Source organism: Brevundimonas sp. AJA228-03 (assembly GCF_017795885.1).
GTDB lineage: Bacteria > Pseudomonadota > Alphaproteobacteria > Caulobacterales > Caulobacteraceae > Brevundimonas.
Genome location: NZ_CP059297.1, coordinates 1,664,776 through 1,685,234, shown reverse-complemented (window position 1 = coordinate 1,685,234; position 20,459 = coordinate 1,664,776). Strand labels below are relative to the sequence as shown.

Genomic DNA, 20,459 nt, shown 5'->3' with positions numbered 1-20,459 from the left:
GGGGTCCAGCCGGTGGCCGGCCCCTGTTTGACCCTATGGCAAGGTCGCATCTTTCTGCCTGATCGACAGCGGCCGGGCCGGTCGGGGCCGAGGAGACCGGAGACCGGATTCGCAAGGGTGCAAACGGCCGATCGGCTGTCTGCCAAATCCCGGGCTGGATATTTTGCAGCGCACAACAGTCGCAAGATATTGAGGAAACTTAGGAAAAGGTCTGTTGACGCAAGTTTGCTGAAGCCACCTTGTCCATTGACTTGCAATTATGGATTTATTGCCGGACTGTCGGCGTTGTGAAGTTCGGCAGGACCCATAAGGGCCCTCCTGTCTGCACCGCCCGACGGACGTGCCACGTCGCGCCGGAATGGCCGATGACCGACGATCTCGTCGGTTGGGGGATCAACAAAAAGGGCGAAGCCCTGGGAGGGAAATCGAATGCGCAGACTTACCTTGGCTTGGCTTGCATCCACTTCACTTACAGCCTTGTGTGCGGTCCCCTTGTCCGCGATGGCCCAGACGGGTCCACAGACCAGTCAGGCCGAAACCGCGACTGCGATCGAGGACGTCATCGTCACCGCTGATCGTCGCGAGCGCCGCCTGCAGGATGTGCCCAGCGCGATCACGGCAGTGACCAGTGAAACTCTGGACCGGCAACGGATTGTCGACCTCAGCAGCCTGGCCGGCAGTGTGCCGTCCTTCAGCCTGACCGAGGGAACGCCGCTCGGGAAGGAATTGAATATCCGCGGCATCACCAGCGTCCGGATCATCGATGCCAGCGCCGAGCCCTCCATCGGTACGTTTGTGGACGAGGTCTATATCTCGCGGATGGGGTCTGCATTCACGGATTTCTATGACCTTGAGCGCATAGAGATCATCCGCGGACCACAGGGCGTGCTGCTCGGCAAGAATGTCGTCGGCGGTGCTATCAGCGTCATCACCAACAAGCCGAGTTTCGAGCCCTCAGGCCGCATCACAGCGGGCCTTGCCAGCTACAACGGCTTTAACGCCGACGGTTACATGACCGGGCCACTGAGCAGTGACGTGGCCGCCCGTTTCGCCTTCCAGGTCCGCAATCGCGATGGTTACGGTCGCAACGTCCTCCTGAACTACGACATGGATGACCTGACCGCGCATCAGGCCCGGGCCGAGTTTCTTTACCGACCCGAAGACAGCGCGCTTCGCGCTCTTCTGACCGTGGACTATGGCTCGTCCAAGGCGACCCCCGGGGCTCGCACGATGACCGACGACCCGTTCACTGCCGGTATTGGCGCGGTGACCGCCTATCGAACCGCGCGCAATCTGGGTCCACGAGAAAGCCTGAGCCCCCAGCGGGACTACTCAAACCGCACGACCTTCGGGGCCAGCCTGCGTATTGACTATGACTTCGACCAGGCGCGGCTGACCGCGATCACAGGCTATCGCAATTCATCCGGCGAAATGGGCTTCAACCAGTTGGGTGTGGGCTCGCCCCCCGGGCTCGCAGACACCTTCTACTTTGCCGAGGACGAGCCCGAGACGCTCGCGCAGGAACTTCGGCTGGTGTCGACCAACCCGGACAGCCGGTTCAACTGGATCGTCGGTGCCTTCATCCAGCACGACAATGTGGATCGCTTCGACGCCAACAAGGCCACGACCAACACCACCATTGCGGCGCTCAGCGGCGAATATCTCTACACGAACGCCGCCGAACTCGACACTGCAGCGGTCTTTGGACAGATCGGTTACGAGCTGACAGATCAGCTGACGGCCACGATCGGGGCCCGTTTCACGCGGGACAAGAAGGGCGGCCACAGGGTTGCTCGCTGTCTCAGCGATGGCGGGGACGGTCTGTGCGTCGCGGCGCTGATCCTCGCCGCCGGGCAGAGCTTTACGGTCGACTACGAGCAGGAATGGGACGCCTTCACGCCCCAGGGTATCATCGAATACCGCCCCAACGACGACATCATGATCTATGCCAGCGCCGGCAAGGGCTTTAAGGGCGGCGGCTGGGACCATATCCCCGGTACGCGTGCCGGTGCCGTGATCAGCTACGATCCCGAGGAGGTTATCAACTACGAGATCGGGGCCAAGACGGACCTGTTTGATAATCGCGTCCGTCTGAACGTCGCGGCCTTCCAGATGGACTATACCAACCTGCAGTCCCAGCAGCTGATCCTGGAATGCCTGTGTACGGTCACAAGCAACGCCGGCGCGGCCGACATCAAGGGCTTCGAGGCTGAACTGACCTGGGCCGTCACCGACGACTTGCTGATCAACGCATCCGGGTCTCTGATCGATGCCAAATATGTGGACTTCATCAGCTCGGCCGGCGTGGTCTTCAGCGGCAAGCGGATCCAGCGCTCGCCCGAGAACAAGTTTAACCTCGGCGTCTCCTACGATTTCGGGGAGGGGGCCTGGGATAATGCGTTCAGCTTCAAGGCGAACTATACCCATACGGGTGAGAGCTTCTGGACACCAGCCAATACGATCAAGCAGGAGGCCTTCGGGCTGCTTGATGCCTCGCTGCGTTTCCAGGCACCCAATGCCGACTGGAACGTCACCGTCTGGGGCAAGAACCTGACGGATGAACTCTATGCCGTGGCCGCTCAGACCTTCTTCGGCGACCTGATGAACTACTACGGTGCGCCCAAAACCTACGGCGTCGATCTGAGCTACGCCTTCTGATCAACGCTCCTTCCGTCCCGACCGACTTCGCCCGCGATACTCTGCAAGGAGGATCGCGGGCGCTTTTCTTTGGTCACCCGAACGACGGAGCGGCGGGCGACAGGTTCGCGTCCCTGTTGGCTTCGGAAACCCATCGGGATCACGGCTCAGGACAGGGCGCGCAGTCCGCGCGTCCGCCCGGGTACGGTCCCAAGCGGACTCTGCAATGAAGGTGTAGCTGTCTGGCTGGCCCCTGAAGCGCGCCGCGACGGCAGTCCGTCAGGAAAATGGGGTCAGCCCTCGCCGGCCTCGAAAACCGATGCCTCGATGAAACTCTTGCGGGCCGCGAGCAAGGACAGCAATCCAAGCGGTACCACCACGGCGGACATAATCGCCACGGCGACCCCGATCCGTGCCGAGTCCTTCAGCCAATAGTCGCTGATAAGGGCCACTCCGGTCGGGCCGACCGTAAAGGCGACGATGTTGCCGATCAGCAGGTAGAGCGCCATGACCCTCGCCCGCAGGCGGTTCGGTGCAATGGCCTGGAGGCTCGGTGCCGGCAGTCCCTGTGTCAGGCCGAATGCGAACGACATCGCGGCGATCATCGACATGGCCAGCACGCCGCTTGAAGCGAACGGGGCACCCAGGGCGAAAGGCAGGGCGACCGCGGCCCCCGTCGCAGCAACCCGCAGAACCGCATCCTGGGCTCCCCGCGCAGCCATCCTGTCGGACCACCACCCACCGACAAGGATCCCGCCGGTCCCAAAGACCAGAAGGACAGTTCCGTAGGCTGCGCCCACCTGACTCATCTCCCAGCCGAAACGCCGAACCATGAAGGCCGGGGTCCAGGTCAGATAGGCGGCGACCGCTACACCGATCAGAGAGTAGCCAACGGACAGCAGGGTGAAGGATTTCCAGCGACGACGCAGGAAGGCCATGAACGACGGGCGCGTCTCGCCATCCGCCAACGCCTTCTCCTGGCGCTTGGGTTCATGCAGGGGCAGCATGGCCAGCATCAGGATCGGTCCCGGGAGACTGACGATCAGGAAAGCCAGCTGCCAGCTCTTGAGCTCACCCAGCAAGGGCAGACTGACCGGCGGCGCGGTCATGGCCCACTGGATAACGGCCCCGCCGATGATCAGGGCAAGCCCGACCCCGCAGATTGATCCGATCGCATAGACGCCAAGCGGGCGCGCGCGCCTGGCCGGGGGAAAGTTGTCCGCGATCATGGAGTAGGCGGCCGGTGAGAGCCCGGCCTCGCCCACGCCGACACCAATGCGCGCCAGGAACAGCGTCAGAAAACTGCTGGCCATGCCACACGCCGCGGTCATGAGTGACCAAAAGCCGATACTGGCAATGATCAGGTTGCGGCGTGAACTCCGATCCGCCAGCCATGCGAACGGCAACCCCATGACGGTATAGAACAGGGTGAAGGCGAGACCGCTGAGGAGACTGAACTGGGTGTCGTTGATGTTGAGGTCTCGACGAACAGGCTCAACCAGCAGCGTCAGGATCTGGCGATCGACGAAGGCCAGCGCGTAGGCGGCCATCAGGACGAAGACCGTGACCCAGGCACGCGAGGGGTTTGGCCAGGGGGCTGCGGTCGGATCCTCCCCTGGCCGGTGCGTTCGAACGGGCTGATCCATGGCGTTTCCAGAACTGTGTCGGGTGAATGATTTTGCTGTTTGGTCCAACATTGCAAGTCATTTCGCGATGGACGCGCCAGTGAGCCTGGCGAGCGGAAACCACAAAGGTCTGTTTACGCAAGTAAAGAGTTCCGATAGGCTGTGGTCCGTACCGTTCCGGGAGCCTGCAATGAAACACTTGCCGATCATGATGGCGGTCGCCCTGCTGGCTCCCGCGCTTGCCAACGCACAGTCGCCGCAGGCCGTCCCGGACGCTGCTGCGACGGATCCCGTCACCCTCGGCTGGATGGTCGGTTCCCCCCCGTCACCCGACCGGCTGATCCGGTTCGAGGATCAGAGCCTCCTGCGCTTTCCCCAGGTCCGCTGGAGCTTCTCGCACTGGCGCGAACTGATGCCGACTGCCGAGATCTCGCGCGGTGATGGTCCGACAAGCGTCTTGCCCGTGGCCCTGCGCGATGACCTCGACGCCGTCACCTTCACCCCGATGGGGGGCACGACTCCCATGACCTGGGAACAGTCCCTGGCCGCCAACTACACCGACGGCATTCTGGTCCTGCACAGGGGCGAGATCGTCTATGAGCGCTATTTCGGGGCCCTGACTGCGCAGGGACAGCACATCGCCCACTCGGTGACCAAGTCGTTTGTTGGAACCCTGGCGGCGATGCTGATCGCTGAAGGCCGGCTTGATCGCGACGCCCTGGTCACGCAGTACCTCCCCGAACTGGCTGACAGCGCCTTCGCCGACGCCACGGTGGGTCAGGTGCTCGATATGACAACCGGCCTCGCCTACACGGAAGTCTATACCGATCCGGACTCCGACGCCTTCCACTTTGTCCGTGCGGTCGGAATGCTGCCTCGGCCCCCCGGATATTCGGGTCCGACCACCGGCTATGACTACCTCACGACCCTGAAAAAGGCGGGCGAGCACGGCAGGGAGTTCCACTACAAGTCCGTCAACACAGAGGTCGCAGGCTGGCTGGTCTCACGCGTCAGCGGCATGACCCTCGCGGCGGTCATGAGCGAACGCTTCTGGCGACCGATGGGAATGGAGCGCGACGCCTATATCCAGGTCGGTTCGAACGGGGCTGGCTACGCCGCGGGGGGGCTCAACCTGCAGCTTCGGGACTTCGGCCGGTTCTGCGAAATGATGAGAAATCGCGGTCGCTTCAATGGTCGCCAGATCGTACCCGAGACCGTCGTCGCCGACATCGTGGCGGGCGGCAGCCCTGCGGCCTTCGTCTATGGCGGGTACAGTACTTTGCCAGGCTGGAGCTATCACGATCAGTGGTGGGTCTCGCACAATCCCAACGGCGCTTTCATGGCGCGCGGCGTCTTCGGCCAGGCCTGCTACGCCGACCCGAAAGCCGAAATGACCATCGTCCGTTTCGCTTCCGGTCCCAACGCCGGGAATGCGTTGATCGATCCAACTTCACTTCCCGCCTACCAGGCGATCAGTGACCACCTCCTGGCGGTGCCAGCAGACTAGGACGAATCGACATTTACCGCATCCAGATCATGGCTACGGCGATGAGGGTGAAGTCAGCGTTCACGCCATGTCGCGCGACGGTTGCAAGTCCACGGAAACTCGCCGCCAGAACTTTGTTGCATTCGAATGCAGGACGCGTTCAATAGCGGAATGCTGAAACGTTCCGGCCCATCGCTTTCTGATCGCATCGTCCGCTATCGTGACCTGCTTCCTTGTACGACAGCATTCATCGATGCGCGTACCCCGGGTTCAGACGCCAAAGAGAATTTCACCATCATAGGGCCGGGCGTGGCGGAAAATCCGGACCAGCACGTCCACATCAGCGAACTTCACGGCTTCAACATTGGCGGCGCGCGCCAGCCCCCGGGGTGCGTGAACTCCCAGCATTTCCACGAAACGGCTGAGGTCTTCTTCGTTCATTCCGGTCGCTGGGCCTTCCGTACGGGAGAGCATGCCGAGGACGCCGAAGTGATCCTGGAGCCCGGCGACACCATCTCGATCCCGGTCCATGTGTTTCGCGGATTCGAGAATGTTGGGACCGGGGTCGGGTTTCTCTATGCCGTGCTGGGTGGGAATGATCCCGGTCGGGTCGTCTGGGCCCCGGACGTGCTGGAGAAGGCGCGCGGCCACGGTCTCGTCCTGCTCGAAAGCGGCCGTCTGATCGACACCCTGAAACAATCTCTGCCACAGGGGACAGACGCGGTCGTGGAACCGGAACCGAGGCAAGCCCTGGAGCGAACCGTCCGCCGCATCGACGCCACGGGGCTCGAAGCGGTCGTCGTCCGCAATGGAACCGCCCTGCCCAAAGTTTCAGCTCAGAGCCCGGGCGTAGACGAAAGTGCGATCCTGGGGAGCGAGAACCCCGCTGAAAGCATGCCGGCATCCCCGTTGAACTGGCCCCACGGCTTTGTCTGCCGGAGGCTTCAGCTCTCGCCCGGCGCGGCCACGCGCAGCGTTCGTCGGTACGAACCGGAGGTGGTTTTCGTTCACTCGGGAGTCCTGGACGTCGAGATCGACGGCGAGACCGAACGACTGGGTCCGGGGGACACGTTGACCGTGCCCGTCGGCACCGTTCGCCGTTACGCGGCCGATCAAGGTGCCGACCTGTTCGTGACACGGGGCGGCGATCGGCCCGAGCCGCCGATCGTAGTTGAGACGACGGCGTGACGCGGCGGCATTTCACATCCCTCCCGGGTTCCGCCGGAGATCGTCATGCCCTGGTCTCCTGACCTGACAGCCCCGTCCCCCGCCGGAAGGTCAATCGAGGACCTGCTGGCACTTCGGCCGCGGCGACAGGCGCTGGAGGGCTTTGAACCGATCTATTCCGACATCGTCGACTACATCATCCGCTGCACGCACCGGATCTGGGAGGAAAAAAATGTCGGCCTGTGCCGCTCCCACTATGGCGCGGACTGCCGCATCCATACTCTGGCCGGGCCGGTCAGCGGGGTCGAAGCGGTGGTGGCCAACACCCTGTCGACGCTTGCGGCCTTCCCCGATCGCACCCTGATCGGCGAGGACGTGATCTGGAGCGAAGACTCACCTGGCCTGTTTCACACCTCACACCGGATCGTCAGCTTGATGACACATCTGGGCGACGATTCCTTTGGTCCGGCGACGGGCCGTCGCGCCCGGGTGATGACCATCGCCGATTGCCTGGTGAAGGAGAACCGCATCATCGAGGAATGGCTGGTGCGCGACAACGCCGGCCTGGTGCGCCAGCTGGGTCTCGATGTCTGGGGTCTGGCCCGCTCCCAGGCAGAAGCCGACAGGGCGGTCGACCCTGAGGCGCACCTCTGGCGCATTGCGGATCTGGAACGCGTCCGCCGGGGCACGGCGCTCGCCCCCCCTCCATCCTCCGATCATCCCGCCGCCGCTCCGATCGCGATGCTGGAACTCGCGATCAACGGGAGCCAACTGGGCGACGCAGCATCCCCTCTGGCGGTCGCCGCCGAAGGGACATGGCCCTCGGGCCGCCGATGGTTTGGACGCGGTGGCTGGATCGGAGCGGTCAATCAGTTGACCGGCGCGCTCGCCGACCCACGGGTCGTCGTCGATCATTGGGCGGCGACGGGTCTGCCGGACGGCGAAGTCGCGGTCGCGCTGCGCTGGACGCTGGCGGGACGCCACGTCCGGACCGGCGTCTATGGACCTCCGACGGGTCGGGATCTCCTGGTCCTCGGGGTCTCCCACTACCGCTTGCGACGGGGTCGGATCGTGGAGGATTTCACAGTGTTCGACGAACTGGCGATCCTGCGGCAACTGGCTGGCGGGCTTGGCGCATGACCCGCTTGCCGAGTCCATCGGGTGGACTTCAGACGTGCCGGCTGGAAGGGGGGGGCCTTGACCTCTACGGCCGCGAAGACGTCGGGGAGATCCTCGCGGATTTCGCCCTGGATGAAGCGGAGGTTTGGCTGGAAACCGATCGCGTCCGAATCCAGGTGATACCGCACGGGATAGTGTGGCTGGAGTGCTCCGATCACGGCGTGTCGCGCGCATGGGTCGTGAGAGAAGGCGGGGTCAGGACGGGTCTGCAGCCCCGGATCGACATTCCGGCCGATCCGGACCTGGCCCAGGCGAACGGAGAGCTGCGGTTCGATGCCGCAGATCATCCCGGCCTGACCCGGGACGGCGCAGCGATGATCGCAGGACACGCCGGGACGTGGCGCGACCTGGCGATGCAACGGGTCCGTCCTCTGGTGCTCAGAGCCACGAGCGACGCGGCCAGAACGGCGGCCCTGGTGATGATCGAGGGTGAGGTCGGGCGGCTGCAGATCCCCCGCCAGTGTTGGGCGATCCTGCTGATCGACCGCGAGACTGTGATTCGCAAACACGATCAGACAGGTCTGGATCAGGACGTGCGCAGACTGTGGACGCCCCGATTCCAGGCCTCGCCGGCGTAAACTGTGACCGAATAGCGACGCCTTTCTGCATTCGAATGCAAAACCCGTGGACAAGCTTGGCATTCGAATGCAGTCTGAAATTCTGTGATCCGAAGACGGACAGCTAAGGGGGCTATCACGATGGCGAACAAGTACGGCTTGGTGGGTGTTTCGGTTGCGGTTTTGACCCTGGCGGCCCTGCCCGCCATGGCACAGACGGCACCGGACCCGGAGACTTCGAGCGTCGAGGATATCGTCGTCACAGCACAGCGCCGCGCCGAGAATCTTCAGGATGTGCCGCTGGCAGTCACGGCCCTTTCTTCGGAAACGCTCCAGAAGAACGACATCCGCGACCTGTCTCGGGTCGAGGTCCTGACACCCGGATTCACCTTCGGAAGGTCTGGCTCCGACGCCCGACCTGCGATCCGCGGCGTCCGAACCGAAAACGTGGGCGTCTCAGGCGATCCCTCGATCGGCTACTTCACCGACAACGTCTATCGCAGCCGCGCCTCCCAGGCCAACGAGCCCTTCGTGGACGTCGCCCGCGTCGAAGTTCAGCGCGGCCCCCAGGGCACCCTTTACGGACGCAACACCTTTGGCGGCAATATCGCCATTTCGACCAACGATCCGACGACGGAGTTCGACGCCGGGTCCAGCCTGACGGTCGGCAGCTTTAACCGCTTAGCCGTCGACGGTTTCGTCAACGTCCCGGTCAACGACATGCTGCAACTCCGGATCGCTGCGCTTCGCGAGACCATGGACGGCTATGTCGAAGGGGTCACCGACGATCTGGATATCTTCAACCGTGACACCAGTTACGCTCGCGTGGGCGTCCGTTTCGCCCCGACTCCACAGCTCGAGGCCATACTGCGCTACAGCCACTGGACCGAGCAGGGCACCGGCGGCGCGGCCTTCGGCTACCGGGTCGGCGGCATATTCGTGAACCCGACCACGGGCAGCTTCGACATCAACGGCCGGCCCTATCTGCTGCGGTATGACCTGCCGCGCACCGGCCGGCCTCTGACCGAGGGCATCCCGATCAACCCCGATCCACTCTTCTACGGCGGCGACACCAAGCTGGTTCAGGACCTGACCCAGGACGCCTGGAGCGCCAACGTCTCTTATGACTTCGGTCCGGTCATGTTCCGCTCGATCACGGGCTACACCCAGTACGAAGTCTTCCGGAACGCCGACAATGATTTCTCGCAGCGCCTCGGCTCGGTCGATGGGCAGGAAGACGTGCTCGAGAGCCTCAGCCAGGAGCTCCAGCTGGCCTCCAACGGCGACGGTCCGCTGGACTGGATCGTGGGCTATTTCTACTTCAACGAGGACGTGACGGCCTCGTTCTTCTCCAGCTGTCCGACTCTGGCGCGCGACACGCCGGGTTGCGCCTTCGCCGCCGGTCTGCCGGAGACCACATCAAACGCCGTCTTCGGTCAGGCCTCCTACTGGCTGATCCCCGATCGCCTGCGCGTCACCGGCGGCATTCGCTACACCGAAGACGAGAAAGTCATCCGCCGGGCCAACGCCACAACGAACGGCTCGCAACGGCTCACCTCTGTCACCCCGACCGGGCAAGCGTTCGACTTCACCTTCAGCGAGACGACCTGGCGGACCAATGCCGAGTATCATCTCGACAACGGCAACATGCTGTACGCAACGATCTCGACGGGCTTCCGCTCGGGGGGGTTCAACGCGGGTTTCTTCACCAACCCGGCCCTGCCGGGAGCCTTCGGGCCCGAGACGGTCACCGCCTATGAGCTCGGCTCCAAGAACCGCTTCTGGGACGACCGGCTGCAGATCAACCTCTCGGCCTATCGCAATGAGTTCGAGGACCTGCAGGTCCAGAACCAGTTCCTGATCGTCACCCCAACCGGCACCACGACCACCTCGGTAATCCTCAATGCCGCCAAGGCGCACAGCCACGGCCTTGAGGTCGAGGTTCAAGCGGTGCCGATCGACAACCTCAATATCGCCTTCTCGGCCACGCTGATGGAAGCCCAGTACGACGACTATCGCAACGTCCCGGCACCGGCCAACTACACCGGGTTTCTCAACTACACAGGCAATGACGTTCCTTACAGTCCCAGCATGAAACTGACCGGCCAGATCGGTTATGACTTCGTCCTGAGCGATGGATCGGTCATCACTCCTCAGGCGACCGTGCTATATTCGGATGATTACTATCTAACTGACACCAACACTTCGCTTGACCTGCAGGAGGCGTTTGCCAAGGTCGACCTGCGCCTCAGCTGGGTCGACGCCAGCGAGCGCTACCGGTTCGACGTCTTCGCCAACAACATTGGCGACGAAGTCACACTGAACCGCGCCACATTCGGGTCGCGCGGCCTGAACCAGAGCTATGACGCGCCGCGCATGTACGGGATTCGCTTGAGCGCGGCCTACTGATCAACTCGACACTACACCCTGAGTACACTGGGGCGGCTTCGGCCGCCCCTTTTCCTTGCCCGACGCTCAGAAGCCGACGTCGGCCCGCAGCTGGGTCGCACCGCCGCGGATGAAGCCGTGATCCGCGCCCAGCAGGAACAGGCCGGCCCCTTCGGCTCGCCAGCGCGCGATCTCGCCCAGGTCCGGGGTGAACATGCCAACCGCACGACCGGCGGCGCGACATGCGGCAACGATCTCCGACACCGCCGTCAAGACTCTTTCCGCCTTCGGATCAGTTTCACCCAGCGCCACCGTCAGGTCGATCCGGCCGATGAAGATCGCATCCACGCCGGCCACCGCCGCGATGGCGTCAAGGTGGTCGAGCGCCTCGACGTCCTCGATCTGGAGGATGACGCTCGTCTCTGCGCGGGTCTGGATCAGGCGTTGGCCGATCGCCGGGCTGACATAGCCGGACGCCCGCGTGCCGCCGGCATAGCCACGTCCTCCAGCGCCATAGTGACAGGCCCGAACCGCCGCTTCGGCCTCCTGCGGCGACCGGATATGGGGAACGATGACACCGACCGCGCCGAGGTCCAGCGCATTGAGGATTTCGTGCGGAGCGCCCGATGCGACGCGGACCAGGGCGGCGATCCCGCCCGCCCGCGCCGCCATGATCCCGCGATCGAGATCGACGCGATCGAAGGGCGCGTGTTCGGCATCCAGGCACAGACAGTCGAGCGATGTCTGAGCCAGAATCTCGACCACCGAAGGGTGCGGCGTCTTGACGAAGGTGCCCAACAGCGGCTCGCTCGCAACCAGCCGCATCTTGAAGTCGGCGGCGACGCTCATCGTGACTTCCACAGCCGGTCCGAGGCGATGGCCGCGCCCTCCACCAGCGCGCCCAGCTTGGCCCAGGCAATGTCGGGATCAACCGGACCAAAGCCGGCGAAAGTGCCGAACCCGCAGTCAGCCCCCGCCACCACCCGCTCGCGCCCCACCAGTCCGGCATAGCGTTCGATCCGCTGGGCCACCAGTTCGGGGTGCTCGATGAAATTGGTGGTGGAATCGATGACACCGGGGATGATCATGAGGTCATCGGGCAGGGCGTTGTCCATGAACCACGTCCATTCGTGGCCGTGGCGCGGGTTCGCGGCCTCGAACAGGATGGCACCCACCTTGGCCCGTCGGGCCAGGCCAAAGACGGTGTCGAACGGCGCGTCGCAGTGGTGCGGCCCCTCATAGTTCCCCCAGCAAACATGCATCCGCACCCGGTCGCGGGGAATGTCGTTGAGCGCTGCGTTCAATGCCTCCAGATGCCCCTCGCAGGCCCTGACATAGTCGGACTCGGGAAGAGTCTTGAACATCATGTGGCGGCCGACGCCCAGATCCGGGCTGTCGATCTGCAGGACGAAACCGGCCGCGACAATGGCATCGTATTCGCTCTTCATCGCCGCTGAAAGCGCCTCCAGATAGGCGTCCTGGGTCGGATAATGACCGTTGGGCTGGAACAGGGCGATCACACCCGGAGAGGCCGCGTTCAGAAAGGCTTCGCCGGGCCCCGAAGCCTCGACGGCGGCGGTCATGTTGGCAATGTCCGCCTCCAGCGGGCCGTTGTCTATGACCGCAATTGGGCCGATGCACATGGGCCGACGATAGGTCGGTGTGCCGCCACCGGACGCCTGGCGGGCCAGAAAGCCCGGAAACTGCTCCAGATCCTGGGGAGCGCGTCGCGGGCTGTCGCCGCCGAAGCCGCTGAGCCGGTCCTTCACATAGGTCGCGTACGAAATCTTGCTCATCTCCCCGTCCGAGACGATGTCCAGGCCGATGTCGACCTGGCGTGCCACGACGGTGGCGACTGCGTCTGTGACGACACCGGAGAAGGCTGCCGGGTCGAAGTCCGGGTTTTCGCCCTCGCGCGCGAAAAGACCGTCAGCGACGAGGGCCGGGCGAGGCAGGCTTCCCACATGGGTCGTCAGGATACGGTCGCTAGAGGTCTTCATGCGAACTCCGGTTTGCAGCACAGGCGGTTGATTTCGGCGGCCACGACGGCAGGGGCCTCCAGCGGTGCCATGTGCCCACAGTCCGGGACGAGCACGAGGCGGGCATCGGCCAGCCGTTCCACCAGATGACGCGCCGCCAAGGGCGGGGCCAAAGTGTCTGCCTCGCCCGTGACCACGGTCACCGGCATCGTGAGGGTGCCGAGCATCGCGCCAGGGTCCGGCCGCGCCATCAGCGCCTCGACGTGTCGCCTGAACTGTGGCGCGCCTGCGTCCAGTGCCATGTTCCATACCAATCGGCGCTCGCCGCCGCGCCCGTGCGCATCGGCGAAATAGACCGGCTTGAGTTCTTCGCGCACGAGCCGTTCGAACCCACCAGAGTCGGCCGTGGCGATCTGGCGTGCCCGACGCGTCGAGCGGTCGGGTGTTTCTGGCTCTGCATGGGTGTCGATCAGGACCAGGCCAGCGATCCTGTCCGGGGCCCGCGCTGCTGCCGTCATCGAAGCCATCCCGCCCATGGAAAACCCCGCCAGAACGAACCGATCCGGGCCTTCCATCAGGATACGGTCAGCCATCGCATGGATAGTCTCATCGTCGGTGAAATCCACGATGACCACCTCGCCCTTCAGCATCGGCCGGACCAACGACCAGAGCCGGTCATCACACAACAGCCCGGGGGCCAGGACGACCGGGATCACCCTCCGCCGCTCGGGGCCAGCCTGGCCGACCGTCCCGGCACGATCTCGCCGCTGAACAACCGACGCTCGGGTGCCATGTCGGGATCCGCGATCCGCGCGAACAGCATCTCGACCGCGGCCGCCGCCAGAGCGCCGATCGGCTGGCGCACGGTGGTCAACTGATAGGCCAGCCAGCGACCGGCGTTGAAGCCATCGAAACCGGCGACAGAAACGTCCTCCGGGATGCGCAGCCCGTGCTTGAGCCGGGCGGCGTCCATGGCGCCCAGGGCCATGGCGTCGTTCGCACACAGGACGACGTCGAACCCCTCGCCTTCGGACCACAGGCGGCCAAAGGCCTCGATCCCGCTTTCGTATCGGTAGTCGCCTGGCGTGACGGCAGTGATGCAACCGCCCAGTCGCTCCAGTGTCGTGCGGGCACCCGCGGCGCGCTGCTGTGCGACTTCTGAATCATCCGGGCCGGTGATCATGGCGAAGCGACGGTGCCCGGCCTGCCAAAGCCTTTGGACCAGTCGGCTCTCGCCATCGACCTGATCGACAGCAACCGAGTTCCCGGCATGGTGCGGCGGCGGCCGATTGTAGAAGATGACGGGCGTCCGGTGCAGCTCGAAGTCCTCGAGCTGGGTGGCCGTCATGGCTGTGGCGGCGATCACACCGTCGACCTGAAAACTCCAGAGGCCCTCCAGGGCCGCCCCGACCTCGGCGGCGGTATCGACCGTGATCAGCAGGACCCGCGCCCCGCGCCGCGCGACCTCGGCAGTGATCTCCACCATGATCTCGGGATAGTAGAGGCTGGCCATCGCCGGCAGGATCAGCCCTACCAGGTTCGATCGCCGCGTGATCAATCCGCGCGCGATCGCGTTCGGCCGATAACCAAGGCCGCGCGCGGCCTCCAGGATGCGCTCTCGCGTTTCCCGGGATACGCTTCCGCCGGGTGAGAAGGCTCGGCTGACAGCCGACTGGGACACTCCGGCCACCTTGGCGACGTCATAGCTGGTGGCGCGGCCGGCGCGGCGTTCAGGGTCGCGTGGGGCCATGGGTCAGGCGGCGTCCTTCTGGCCATAGCGGCGGACCCGGATATCGGCCTGTTCCTTGTGGCCCGCAAACCCTTCAATGGCGCACAAGCGCGAACAGTATTCACCCACCATGACGCTGGCGGCCGGGGTGAGTATCTTCTGGTAGGTGCAGGTCTTCATGAACTTGCCCACCCACAGCCCGCCCGTATAGCGCGCCGATCGCATGGTCGGCAGAGTATGGTTGGTCCCGATCACCTTGTCGCCATAGCTGACATTGGTCAGGTGCCCCAGGAACAATGCGCCGTAGTTGGTCATATTGGCCAGGAAGTAGCCGGGGTCGCGTGTCATCACCTGAACGTGTTCGGACGCGATCCGGTCGGCGATCTCGACCATCTCCGCATCGCTGTCGGCGAGGATGATCTGGCCATAGTCGCGCCAGGCGACCGAGGCGATCGGCGCGGTGGGCAACCACTCCAGCTGACGCTCGATGGCGGCGACCGTGTCGCGCGCCAGTTTCTCGGAGGTGGTCAGCAGGATCGCAGGGCTATTGGGTCCATGCTCAGCCTGGCCCAGCAGGTCAGCGGCGCACAGTTCGCCGTCCACGCTGTCGTCGGCAATAACCAGGGTCTCGGTTGGGCCGGCCAGCAGGTCGATGCCGACCCGACCGAACAACTGGCGCTTGGCTTCAGCGACAAAGGCGTTGCCGGGCCCGACCAGCATGTCGACAGGCTCAATGTCGCCGCCTGCCGCGCCTTTCGCCCCCAATGCCATCAGGCCGATGGCCTGCACTCCGCCCAGAGCCAGAATTGCGTCCGCGCCGGCCATGTGCTGGGCTACGACGATGGCTGGATTGGCCTGGCCGCCATAGGGCGGTGCCGCCGACAGGATACGCTTCACGCCCGCCACCTTGGCCGTGACCACCCCCATATGCGCCGAAGCGACCAAAGGATACTTGCCGCCCGGGACATAGGCCCCGACCGCATTCACTGGCGTGTTCTTGTGGCCGAGGATCACGCCCGGCAAGGTCTCAACTTCGACGTCCCTCAGCGCATCCTTCTGAATCTGGGCGAAGTTGCGGACCTGGGCCTGGGCGAAGCGGATGTCGTCGACCGTGCGCTCGGGCAGGGCGGCGTAGGCGGCGCGGATCTCGTCCTCGCTCAGCCGGAAATCCTCGCGGTCCCATTTGTCGAGGTCGCGCGAGTAACGACGCACGGCCTCCAGCCCCTCGACTTCGATGTCGCCCAGCATCCGCTCGACGGTTTCGCGCACGCTCGCGCTGTCCGCCTTGACGGCTTCGACCGAGCGACCTTCTTTCAGCCAACGGGCCATCGAGACTTCCTCCTGGATCGCTCTGGGAGCTTGCGCGCCACTTCGAATTGAGGGCAGTCTAGATTTGCTGCATTCGAATGCAAGAGGCGTTCGAATGCACGGAGGGTGCGATGAACCGGTTTCTGCCGACAGTGTCCCGAAGAACGGACTGTGCCACGGACGTGGCGGGTGGCGCGATGGCGAGACGCGGCGCTCGTAAGAACCCCCACACCTCGTGAGCGACCTGACAGGCCTTCGCGTTCTGATCACCGGGGCCGGACGTGGCCTCGGCTACGCCTGTGCAAAGGCCGTCGCGGACGCTGGCGGAGACGTCATCGCCGTCGCCCGCTCGGCCGCCGATCTCGACGACCTGGCCGCCTTGTGCCCGGGCCGGATCGAGCCCTGGGCCATGGACGTCACCGACCCCGCCTTCTCCGGCCGCGTCGCCGGCCTGCCGCGGCTGGACGGTCTGGTGAACAACGCCGGCTTCAACCGTCCCCAACCCTTTACCCAGGTCGATGTCCAGACACTGGACGGCATGCTGGCGCTCAACGTCCGCGCCGCCTTCCTGACCGCCCAGGCGGCGGCGAAGGTGATGGTGGCCCAGGGATCCGGTGTCATCGTCAACATGACGTCCCAGATGGGACACGTCGGTTCGCCCGGCCGCACTGTCTACTGCCTGACCAAACACGCCCTGGAGGGGCTGACCAAGGCCGCAGCCGTGGAATTGGCACCCCACGGCGTCCGCGTCGTCAGCCTCGCACCTACCTTCATCGAGACGCCCATGACCGCCCCCATGCTGGCCGACGAAGCCTTCGGCAAGTTCGTGCTGGATCGCATCCCTCTGGGTCGCGTCGGAACGGCGGCCGAGGTGGCGGCGGCCTGCGTCTTCCTGTTGTCGCCCGCAGCCTCGCTGGTGACGGGCTCCAGCCTGCTCGTCGATGGAGGCTGGACCGCCCAATGACCGATGCTGACCGTAAACGCCTGATCTGGACCCTGTTCCAGCGCCTGGACGTTGCCGACCCGACCGAGGCCACAGCCCTGTGGCGCGCAGCCCTGAGACACGACACCGTCTTCCACGCCGTCCATCCGATGAACGACCTTCACGGTGCAGAGGGACTGATCGCCGGCCTTCTGGGGCCGCTGCGCGCCGCCATCCCCGACTTGCAACGCCGCACCTATGCCCTGATGGCCGGGCAGTTCAAGGACGCTGACTGGGTCTGCGCGCTCGGCGTGTTCGAGGGCACGATGAGCGGCCCCTGGCTGGGCATCCCCGCGACCGACGGCCTGGTTAACCTGCGCTTCGGCGAGTTCTACCGGATCGAGGGCGACCGCATCGCCGAGGTCTATGCCATCCACGATCTGATCGACTTGATGCGTCAGGCCGGGATCAACCCCCTGCCCGCCCCGCCCGCCGGCGTGCCGGACATCTTCCCCGCCCCGATCACCCAGGACGGCGTCCGCTTCGATCCGGCCTCGCAGACCGAGACCGACGCCTCCCTGGCCCTGGTCGAAGCCATGATCTTCGGCTTGCACAAGTTCGCCGAGGGCGATCTGAAGCGGATGGGCATGGAGCAGTACTGGAGCCCGCAAATGCTTTGGTATGGGCCCGGGGGCATTGGCTCGAACCGCGGCCTGAAGGGCTTCCAGCGCTTTCATCAGCAGCCTTTCCTGACGGCCTTCCCCGACCGCGTCGGGGGCAATCACAAGGCGCGGTTTGCCGATGGAGCCTATGTCGCCTCCACCGGTTGGCCCAGCATTGCCGCCACCCACGCCGGCCCCTGGCTCGGCGTGCCGGGGACCGGCCGTCAGATCACCATGCGGGTCATGGACTGGTGGCGGCGCGAAGGCGACGCCCTGAAGGAAAACTGGGTCTTCATCGACGTGCCCCACGTCATGCTGCAGTCCGGCCACGATATCTTCGGAGACCTCGGATGACCTTTTCCCCGCTGGACTGGGGCATTGTCCTGGTCTTCATAGCCACCAACCTGGTCATGGGCTTCTTGCTCGGCCGCAATGTAAAGACCGCCAAGGAGTTCAACGTCGGCAGCGGCAAGACCCCCTGGTGGGCCATCGGTGTGTCCGTGATCGCCACCTACATCAGCGCGCTGTCCTTCCTGGGTGCGCCGGCCTGGGCCTATTCCGACGGTCTGGCGGCTCTCGCCATCCATCTGAACTATCCGATCGTCATCCTCGGGGTGACCGCGTTCTTCCTGCCCTTCTTCTACAACTCCGGCGTCGCCTCGATCTATGAGTACCAGGAGAAGCGCTTTGGAGCGACGTCGCGGGCGGTCATGTCGACCATCTTCCTGGTGACCCAGGGCCTGTCGACGGGTGCCATCCTGTACGCCACCGCGCTCGTGCTGCAGTTCATCACGGGCATTCCAATCCCCTGGGCCATCGTCGCCATCACCATCCTGGCACTGATCTATACGACCATGGGCGGCATGCTGGCGGTGATCTGGACCGACGTCTTCCAGGCCGTCGTCCTGTTCGGCGGAGCCATCGTCATCATGGTGGCGATGATCGTCCTGATGCCCGAACCGATCGGCGAGGTCCTCGCCAACCTCAAGGCCGCGGGGCGGCTCAGCGCGATCGATCCAACCCTGGACGCGACCATCCCGACCACAATCTGGTCCGGTCTGATCGGAATGACCTTGTTCCACGTCACTGTCTATGGTGCCAACCAGATGATGGTGCAGCGGACGCTGGGCGCGAAGTCCATCGGCGACGCCAAGAAGTCGTATCTCCTGATGGGATACGCCGCCTTCCCGATTTACTTCCTGTTCTTCTTCATCGGCGTCCTGGCCTGGGGATACTACCAAGGGCGTCCGTTCGAGAACACGAACGAGATCATCCTTCAGTTCGCGCTCGATTCGGGCATTCCGGGCCTGCTGGGCATCCTTGCTGCGGCCGTCCTTGCCGCCTCGATGTCCACACTCAGCTCGGCCTTCAACAGCATGGCCACGGCCAGCGTCGTCGACTTTTACGAGCGGTACTTTCGAAAGGGGGCGGGCGACGCCCACTATCTCGCGGCAACCCGGGTGATGACCCTGGTCTGGGGTGCGATCATCATCGTGCCGGCTATCCTCTATGCCAACTCCTCGGGCTCGATCCTGGAGGTCTTGTCCAAGATCGGCAGCTATTTCGTGGGGGCCAAGCTGGGCATGTACGGCCTTGGCTTTTTCTCCAGGCACACCACCGAGCGCGGCCTGCTGGTCGGGGTGTTCGTCGGCTTCATGGTTATCTGGGCAGTTGCGACAATGACCCAGATCGCCTGGCCCTGGTACTGCCTCATCGGCGGTGGCGCGACCATGTCGGTGGGCTGGATCGCCAGCCGCCTCCTGACCGGCAAGCAGGCCGAATGGTCCCCCTATTCCATCCCGGGCCAGCGCGCACGGTTCGAGGCCTCCGGGGCTCCGACCGCGATCGATGGATGGAGCACCGTGCCCGGCCGCATCGATCGCCAGAGTCTCTGGTTGATCGTGTATCTCGGCGCGACGATTGGCGGGCTCGCCCTGTTTGAACGCCTCATCGGTTCTTAGGCTCAGGACCCATAGCCAGAAGAGCACAGTCGCCGCGAGGGCGATGGCGGACAGGAAGACGGGTTCTGTCCTCCTTGGACGGCCCCGGCACCGTAAGGCTGACTTCCCCAAGGCGCAAGTTGCCCTTCCTGTTCCTCGATCAGGTCACGACGGCCGCCCAGGCGTCATCGGCCTGGGCCCGGAAACGCTGAAGGGTCGGTTTGCTGATCAGATAGCGTTGGATGTTGAAGGTGTTGTAGATGGCCGCCTAGGTCGTGAGGAAGCTCAGCTCTGAGGCTTGGGATTTGATCTTCTGCTGTTGCCGCTCCCGTCGTCGGATCGGCAGATGGGAGTTCTCAACGCGGTAGCCGGCCGGGTCGAGGCAGATGCCTCAGATCCAGGACATCGAGCGCCGCGCCATAGGAGGCCAAGCCGTCCGTCGTGATCGTCTGCGGCTTGACCGGCTGGTTGTGAAGCAGCCGGTCAAGCCGCTTCAAAGCAGCCTCTGTGTCCCGCCGACGCTGGACCATGAGGCCGAGGACCTCGCCTTCATCGTCGACCGCGCGTTAGAGATACATCCGCTTGCCGCCGAGCCAGCAGACCCTCTCGTCCAGGTTCCAGCGCAGCGACGGGGCCCCTCGCCGCTTTTTCAGCCGCCGGGCGATCAAGGGGCCGAAATTGATGGCCCGACATCGGATCGTCTCGTAGCGGACCTCGATCCCGCGCCGCGCCATCTGTTCCTCAATGTCGCGAAAGCAGAGGCTGAAGCGAAGGTACAGCCGGACGGCATGGCGGATGACGTCCGCCGGGAACCGGTGCTGGCTAAACGAAATCGGCTTCACGAAACATCTTCTCCGCCAGCGGCTTGCAGCCGAGCTAC

Annotated in this window: 17 protein-coding genes; 9 read left to right on the top strand and 8 right to left on the bottom strand. The window is 64.5% G+C overall.

Going from position 1 to position 20,459, the window contains the following annotated elements:
* Positions 1-501 precede the first annotated feature (501 nt).
* Positions 502-2,658, top strand: coding sequence for a TonB-dependent receptor (locus HZ989_RS08330; protein ID WP_209320397.1), 2,157 nt, complete (start codon positions 502-504; stop codon positions 2,656-2,658).
* A gap of 272 nt (positions 2,659-2,930) precedes the next feature.
* On the opposite strand, the gene HZ989_RS08325 is transcribed toward HZ989_RS08330, so the two are convergent.
* Entirely contained in the window at positions 2,931-4,187 is a 1,257-nt protein-coding gene (locus HZ989_RS08325; RefSeq protein ID WP_209320396.1) for an MFS transporter, read from the bottom strand.
* A 265-nt stretch (positions 4,188-4,452) separates the two neighbouring features.
* Between HZ989_RS08325 and HZ989_RS08320 the strand changes: the two genes are divergently transcribed.
* The 5 genes from HZ989_RS08320 (at position 4,453) to HZ989_RS08300 (ending at position 11,060) form a co-directional block, all read left to right on the top strand.
* Positions 4,453-5,769 carry a serine hydrolase gene (locus HZ989_RS08320; RefSeq protein ID WP_209320395.1) on the top strand — a complete coding sequence of 439 codons (1,317 nt, stop codon included), beginning with the start codon at positions 4,453-4,455 and terminating at the stop codon, positions 5,767-5,769.
* A gap of 126 nt (positions 5,770-5,895) precedes the next feature.
* Positions 5,896-6,936, top strand: a complete 1,041-nt coding sequence (locus HZ989_RS08315; protein WP_209320394.1) for a cupin domain-containing protein — start codon at positions 5,896-5,898, stop codon at positions 6,934-6,936.
* Positions 6,937-6,981: 45 nt separating this feature from the next.
* Complete coding sequence (locus tag HZ989_RS08310; RefSeq protein ID WP_209320393.1) at positions 6,982-8,055, top strand: ester cyclase; 1,074 nt, start codon at positions 6,982-6,984, stop codon at positions 8,053-8,055.
* Positions 8,052-8,672: a hypothetical protein gene (locus tag HZ989_RS08305; RefSeq protein WP_209320392.1), complete on the top strand. Its 621-nt coding sequence runs from the start codon at positions 8,052-8,054 to the stop codon at positions 8,670-8,672. The genes HZ989_RS08310 and HZ989_RS08305 overlap by 4 nt, the downstream gene beginning before the upstream one ends.
* A 120-nt stretch (positions 8,673-8,792) precedes the next feature.
* The gene (locus HZ989_RS08300; RefSeq protein ID WP_209320391.1) at positions 8,793-11,060 is read left to right on the top strand and encodes a TonB-dependent receptor; all 2,268 of its coding nucleotides are present in this window, start codon (positions 8,793-8,795) and stop codon (positions 11,058-11,060) included.
* A gap of 66 nt (positions 11,061-11,126) precedes the next feature.
* On the opposite strand, the gene HZ989_RS08295 is transcribed toward HZ989_RS08300, so the two are convergent.
* From HZ989_RS08295 to hisD, 5 genes are read right to left on the bottom strand one after another with little or no spacing between them, the layout of a single operon-like run.
* Positions 11,127-11,888: an HpcH/HpaI aldolase/citrate lyase family protein gene (locus HZ989_RS08295; RefSeq protein WP_209320390.1), complete on the bottom strand. Its 762-nt coding sequence runs from the start codon at positions 11,886-11,888 to the stop codon at positions 11,127-11,129.
* A complete protein-coding gene (locus tag HZ989_RS08290) occupies positions 11,885-13,039 on the bottom strand; it encodes a cobalamin-independent methionine synthase II family protein (protein WP_209320389.1) in 1,155 nt (384 codons plus the stop codon). The genes HZ989_RS08295 and HZ989_RS08290 overlap by 4 nt, the downstream gene beginning before the upstream one ends.
* Positions 13,036-13,734: an alpha/beta fold hydrolase gene (locus HZ989_RS08285; protein ID WP_209320388.1), complete on the bottom strand. Its 699-nt coding sequence runs from the start codon at positions 13,732-13,734 to the stop codon at positions 13,036-13,038. The genes HZ989_RS08290 and HZ989_RS08285 overlap by 4 nt, the downstream gene beginning before the upstream one ends.
* The gene (locus HZ989_RS08280; RefSeq protein WP_209320387.1) at positions 13,731-14,768 is read right to left on the bottom strand and encodes a LacI family DNA-binding transcriptional regulator; all 1,038 of its coding nucleotides are present in this window, start codon (positions 14,766-14,768) and stop codon (positions 13,731-13,733) included. The genes HZ989_RS08285 and HZ989_RS08280 overlap by 4 nt, the downstream gene beginning before the upstream one ends.
* Before the next feature lie 3 nt (positions 14,769-14,771).
* Positions 14,772-16,076: a histidinol dehydrogenase gene (hisD, locus tag HZ989_RS08275; protein WP_209320386.1), complete on the bottom strand. Its 1,305-nt coding sequence runs from the start codon at positions 16,074-16,076 to the stop codon at positions 14,772-14,774.
* 214 nt (positions 16,077-16,290) lie between these two features.
* Here hisD and HZ989_RS08270 point away from each other — a divergent pair, with 214 nt between their 5' ends.
* Genes HZ989_RS08270 through HZ989_RS08260 form a run of 3 tightly spaced genes read left to right on the top strand, consistent with a single transcriptional unit; the run spans position 16,291 to position 19,600 of the window.
* Positions 16,291-17,019, top strand: coding sequence for an SDR family NAD(P)-dependent oxidoreductase (locus HZ989_RS08270; protein ID WP_209320385.1), 729 nt, complete (start codon positions 16,291-16,293; stop codon positions 17,017-17,019).
* Positions 17,016-17,993 (top strand): ester cyclase, encoded by a 978-nt coding sequence (locus HZ989_RS08265; protein WP_209320384.1) that lies wholly within the window; start codon positions 17,016-17,018, stop codon positions 17,991-17,993. The genes HZ989_RS08270 and HZ989_RS08265 overlap by 4 nt, the downstream gene beginning before the upstream one ends.
* Positions 17,990-19,600 carry a sodium:solute symporter gene (locus HZ989_RS08260; RefSeq protein ID WP_209320383.1) on the top strand — a complete coding sequence of 537 codons (1,611 nt, stop codon included), beginning with the start codon at positions 17,990-17,992 and terminating at the stop codon, positions 19,598-19,600. The genes HZ989_RS08265 and HZ989_RS08260 overlap by 4 nt, the downstream gene beginning before the upstream one ends.
* A 335-nt stretch (positions 19,601-19,935) precedes the next feature.
* Here the strand turns inward: HZ989_RS08260 and HZ989_RS15340 are convergent, their stop codons facing one another.
* Entirely contained in the window at positions 19,936-20,109 is a 174-nt protein-coding gene (locus tag HZ989_RS15340; RefSeq protein ID WP_371812868.1) for a DDE-type integrase/transposase/recombinase, read from the bottom strand.
* Positions 20,110-20,145: 36 nt separating this feature from the next.
* Positions 20,146-20,421 carry a hypothetical protein gene (locus HZ989_RS15335; protein ID WP_371812867.1) on the bottom strand — a complete coding sequence of 92 codons (276 nt, stop codon included), beginning with the start codon at positions 20,419-20,421 and terminating at the stop codon, positions 20,146-20,148.
* Positions 20,422-20,459: the final 38 nt, after the last annotated feature.

Coding starts and splice junctions, on each gene's coding strand:
- hisD (WP_209320386.1), bottom strand. CDS start 16,076: ATGGCCCGTTGGCTGAAAGAAGGTCGCTCGGTCGAAGCCGTCAAGGCG.
- HZ989_RS08295 (WP_209320390.1), bottom strand. CDS start 11,888: ATGAGCGTCGCCGCCGACTTCAAGATGCGGCTGGTTGCGAGCGAGCCG.
- HZ989_RS08325 (WP_209320396.1), bottom strand. CDS start 4,187: ATGGCCGCCTACGCGCTGGCCTTCGTCGATCGCCAGATCCTGACGCTG.
- HZ989_RS08310 (WP_209320393.1), top strand. CDS start 6,982: ATGCCCTGGTCTCCTGACCTGACAGCCCCGTCCCCCGCCGGAAGGTCA.
- HZ989_RS08300 (WP_209320391.1), top strand. CDS start 8,793: ATGGCGAACAAGTACGGCTTGGTGGGTGTTTCGGTTGCGGTTTTGACC.
- HZ989_RS08305 (WP_209320392.1), top strand. CDS start 8,052: ATGACCCGCTTGCCGAGTCCATCGGGTGGACTTCAGACGTGCCGGCTG.
- HZ989_RS15340 (WP_371812868.1), bottom strand. CDS start 20,109: ATGGTCCAGCGTCGGCGGGACACAGAGGCTGCTTTGAAGCGGCTTGAC.
- HZ989_RS08315 (WP_209320394.1), top strand. CDS start 5,896: ATGCAGGACGCGTTCAATAGCGGAATGCTGAAACGTTCCGGCCCATCG.
- HZ989_RS08330 (WP_209320397.1), top strand. CDS start 502: ATGGCCCAGACGGGTCCACAGACCAGTCAGGCCGAAACCGCGACTGCG.
- HZ989_RS08320 (WP_209320395.1), top strand. CDS start 4,453: ATGAAACACTTGCCGATCATGATGGCGGTCGCCCTGCTGGCTCCCGCG.
- HZ989_RS08290 (WP_209320389.1), bottom strand. CDS start 13,039: ATGAAGACCTCTAGCGACCGTATCCTGACGACCCATGTGGGAAGCCTG.
- HZ989_RS08280 (WP_209320387.1), bottom strand. CDS start 14,768: ATGGCCCCACGCGACCCTGAACGCCGCGCCGGCCGCGCCACCAGCTAT.
- HZ989_RS08265 (WP_209320384.1), top strand. CDS start 17,016: ATGACCGATGCTGACCGTAAACGCCTGATCTGGACCCTGTTCCAGCGC.
- HZ989_RS08260 (WP_209320383.1), top strand. CDS start 17,990: ATGACCTTTTCCCCGCTGGACTGGGGCATTGTCCTGGTCTTCATAGCC.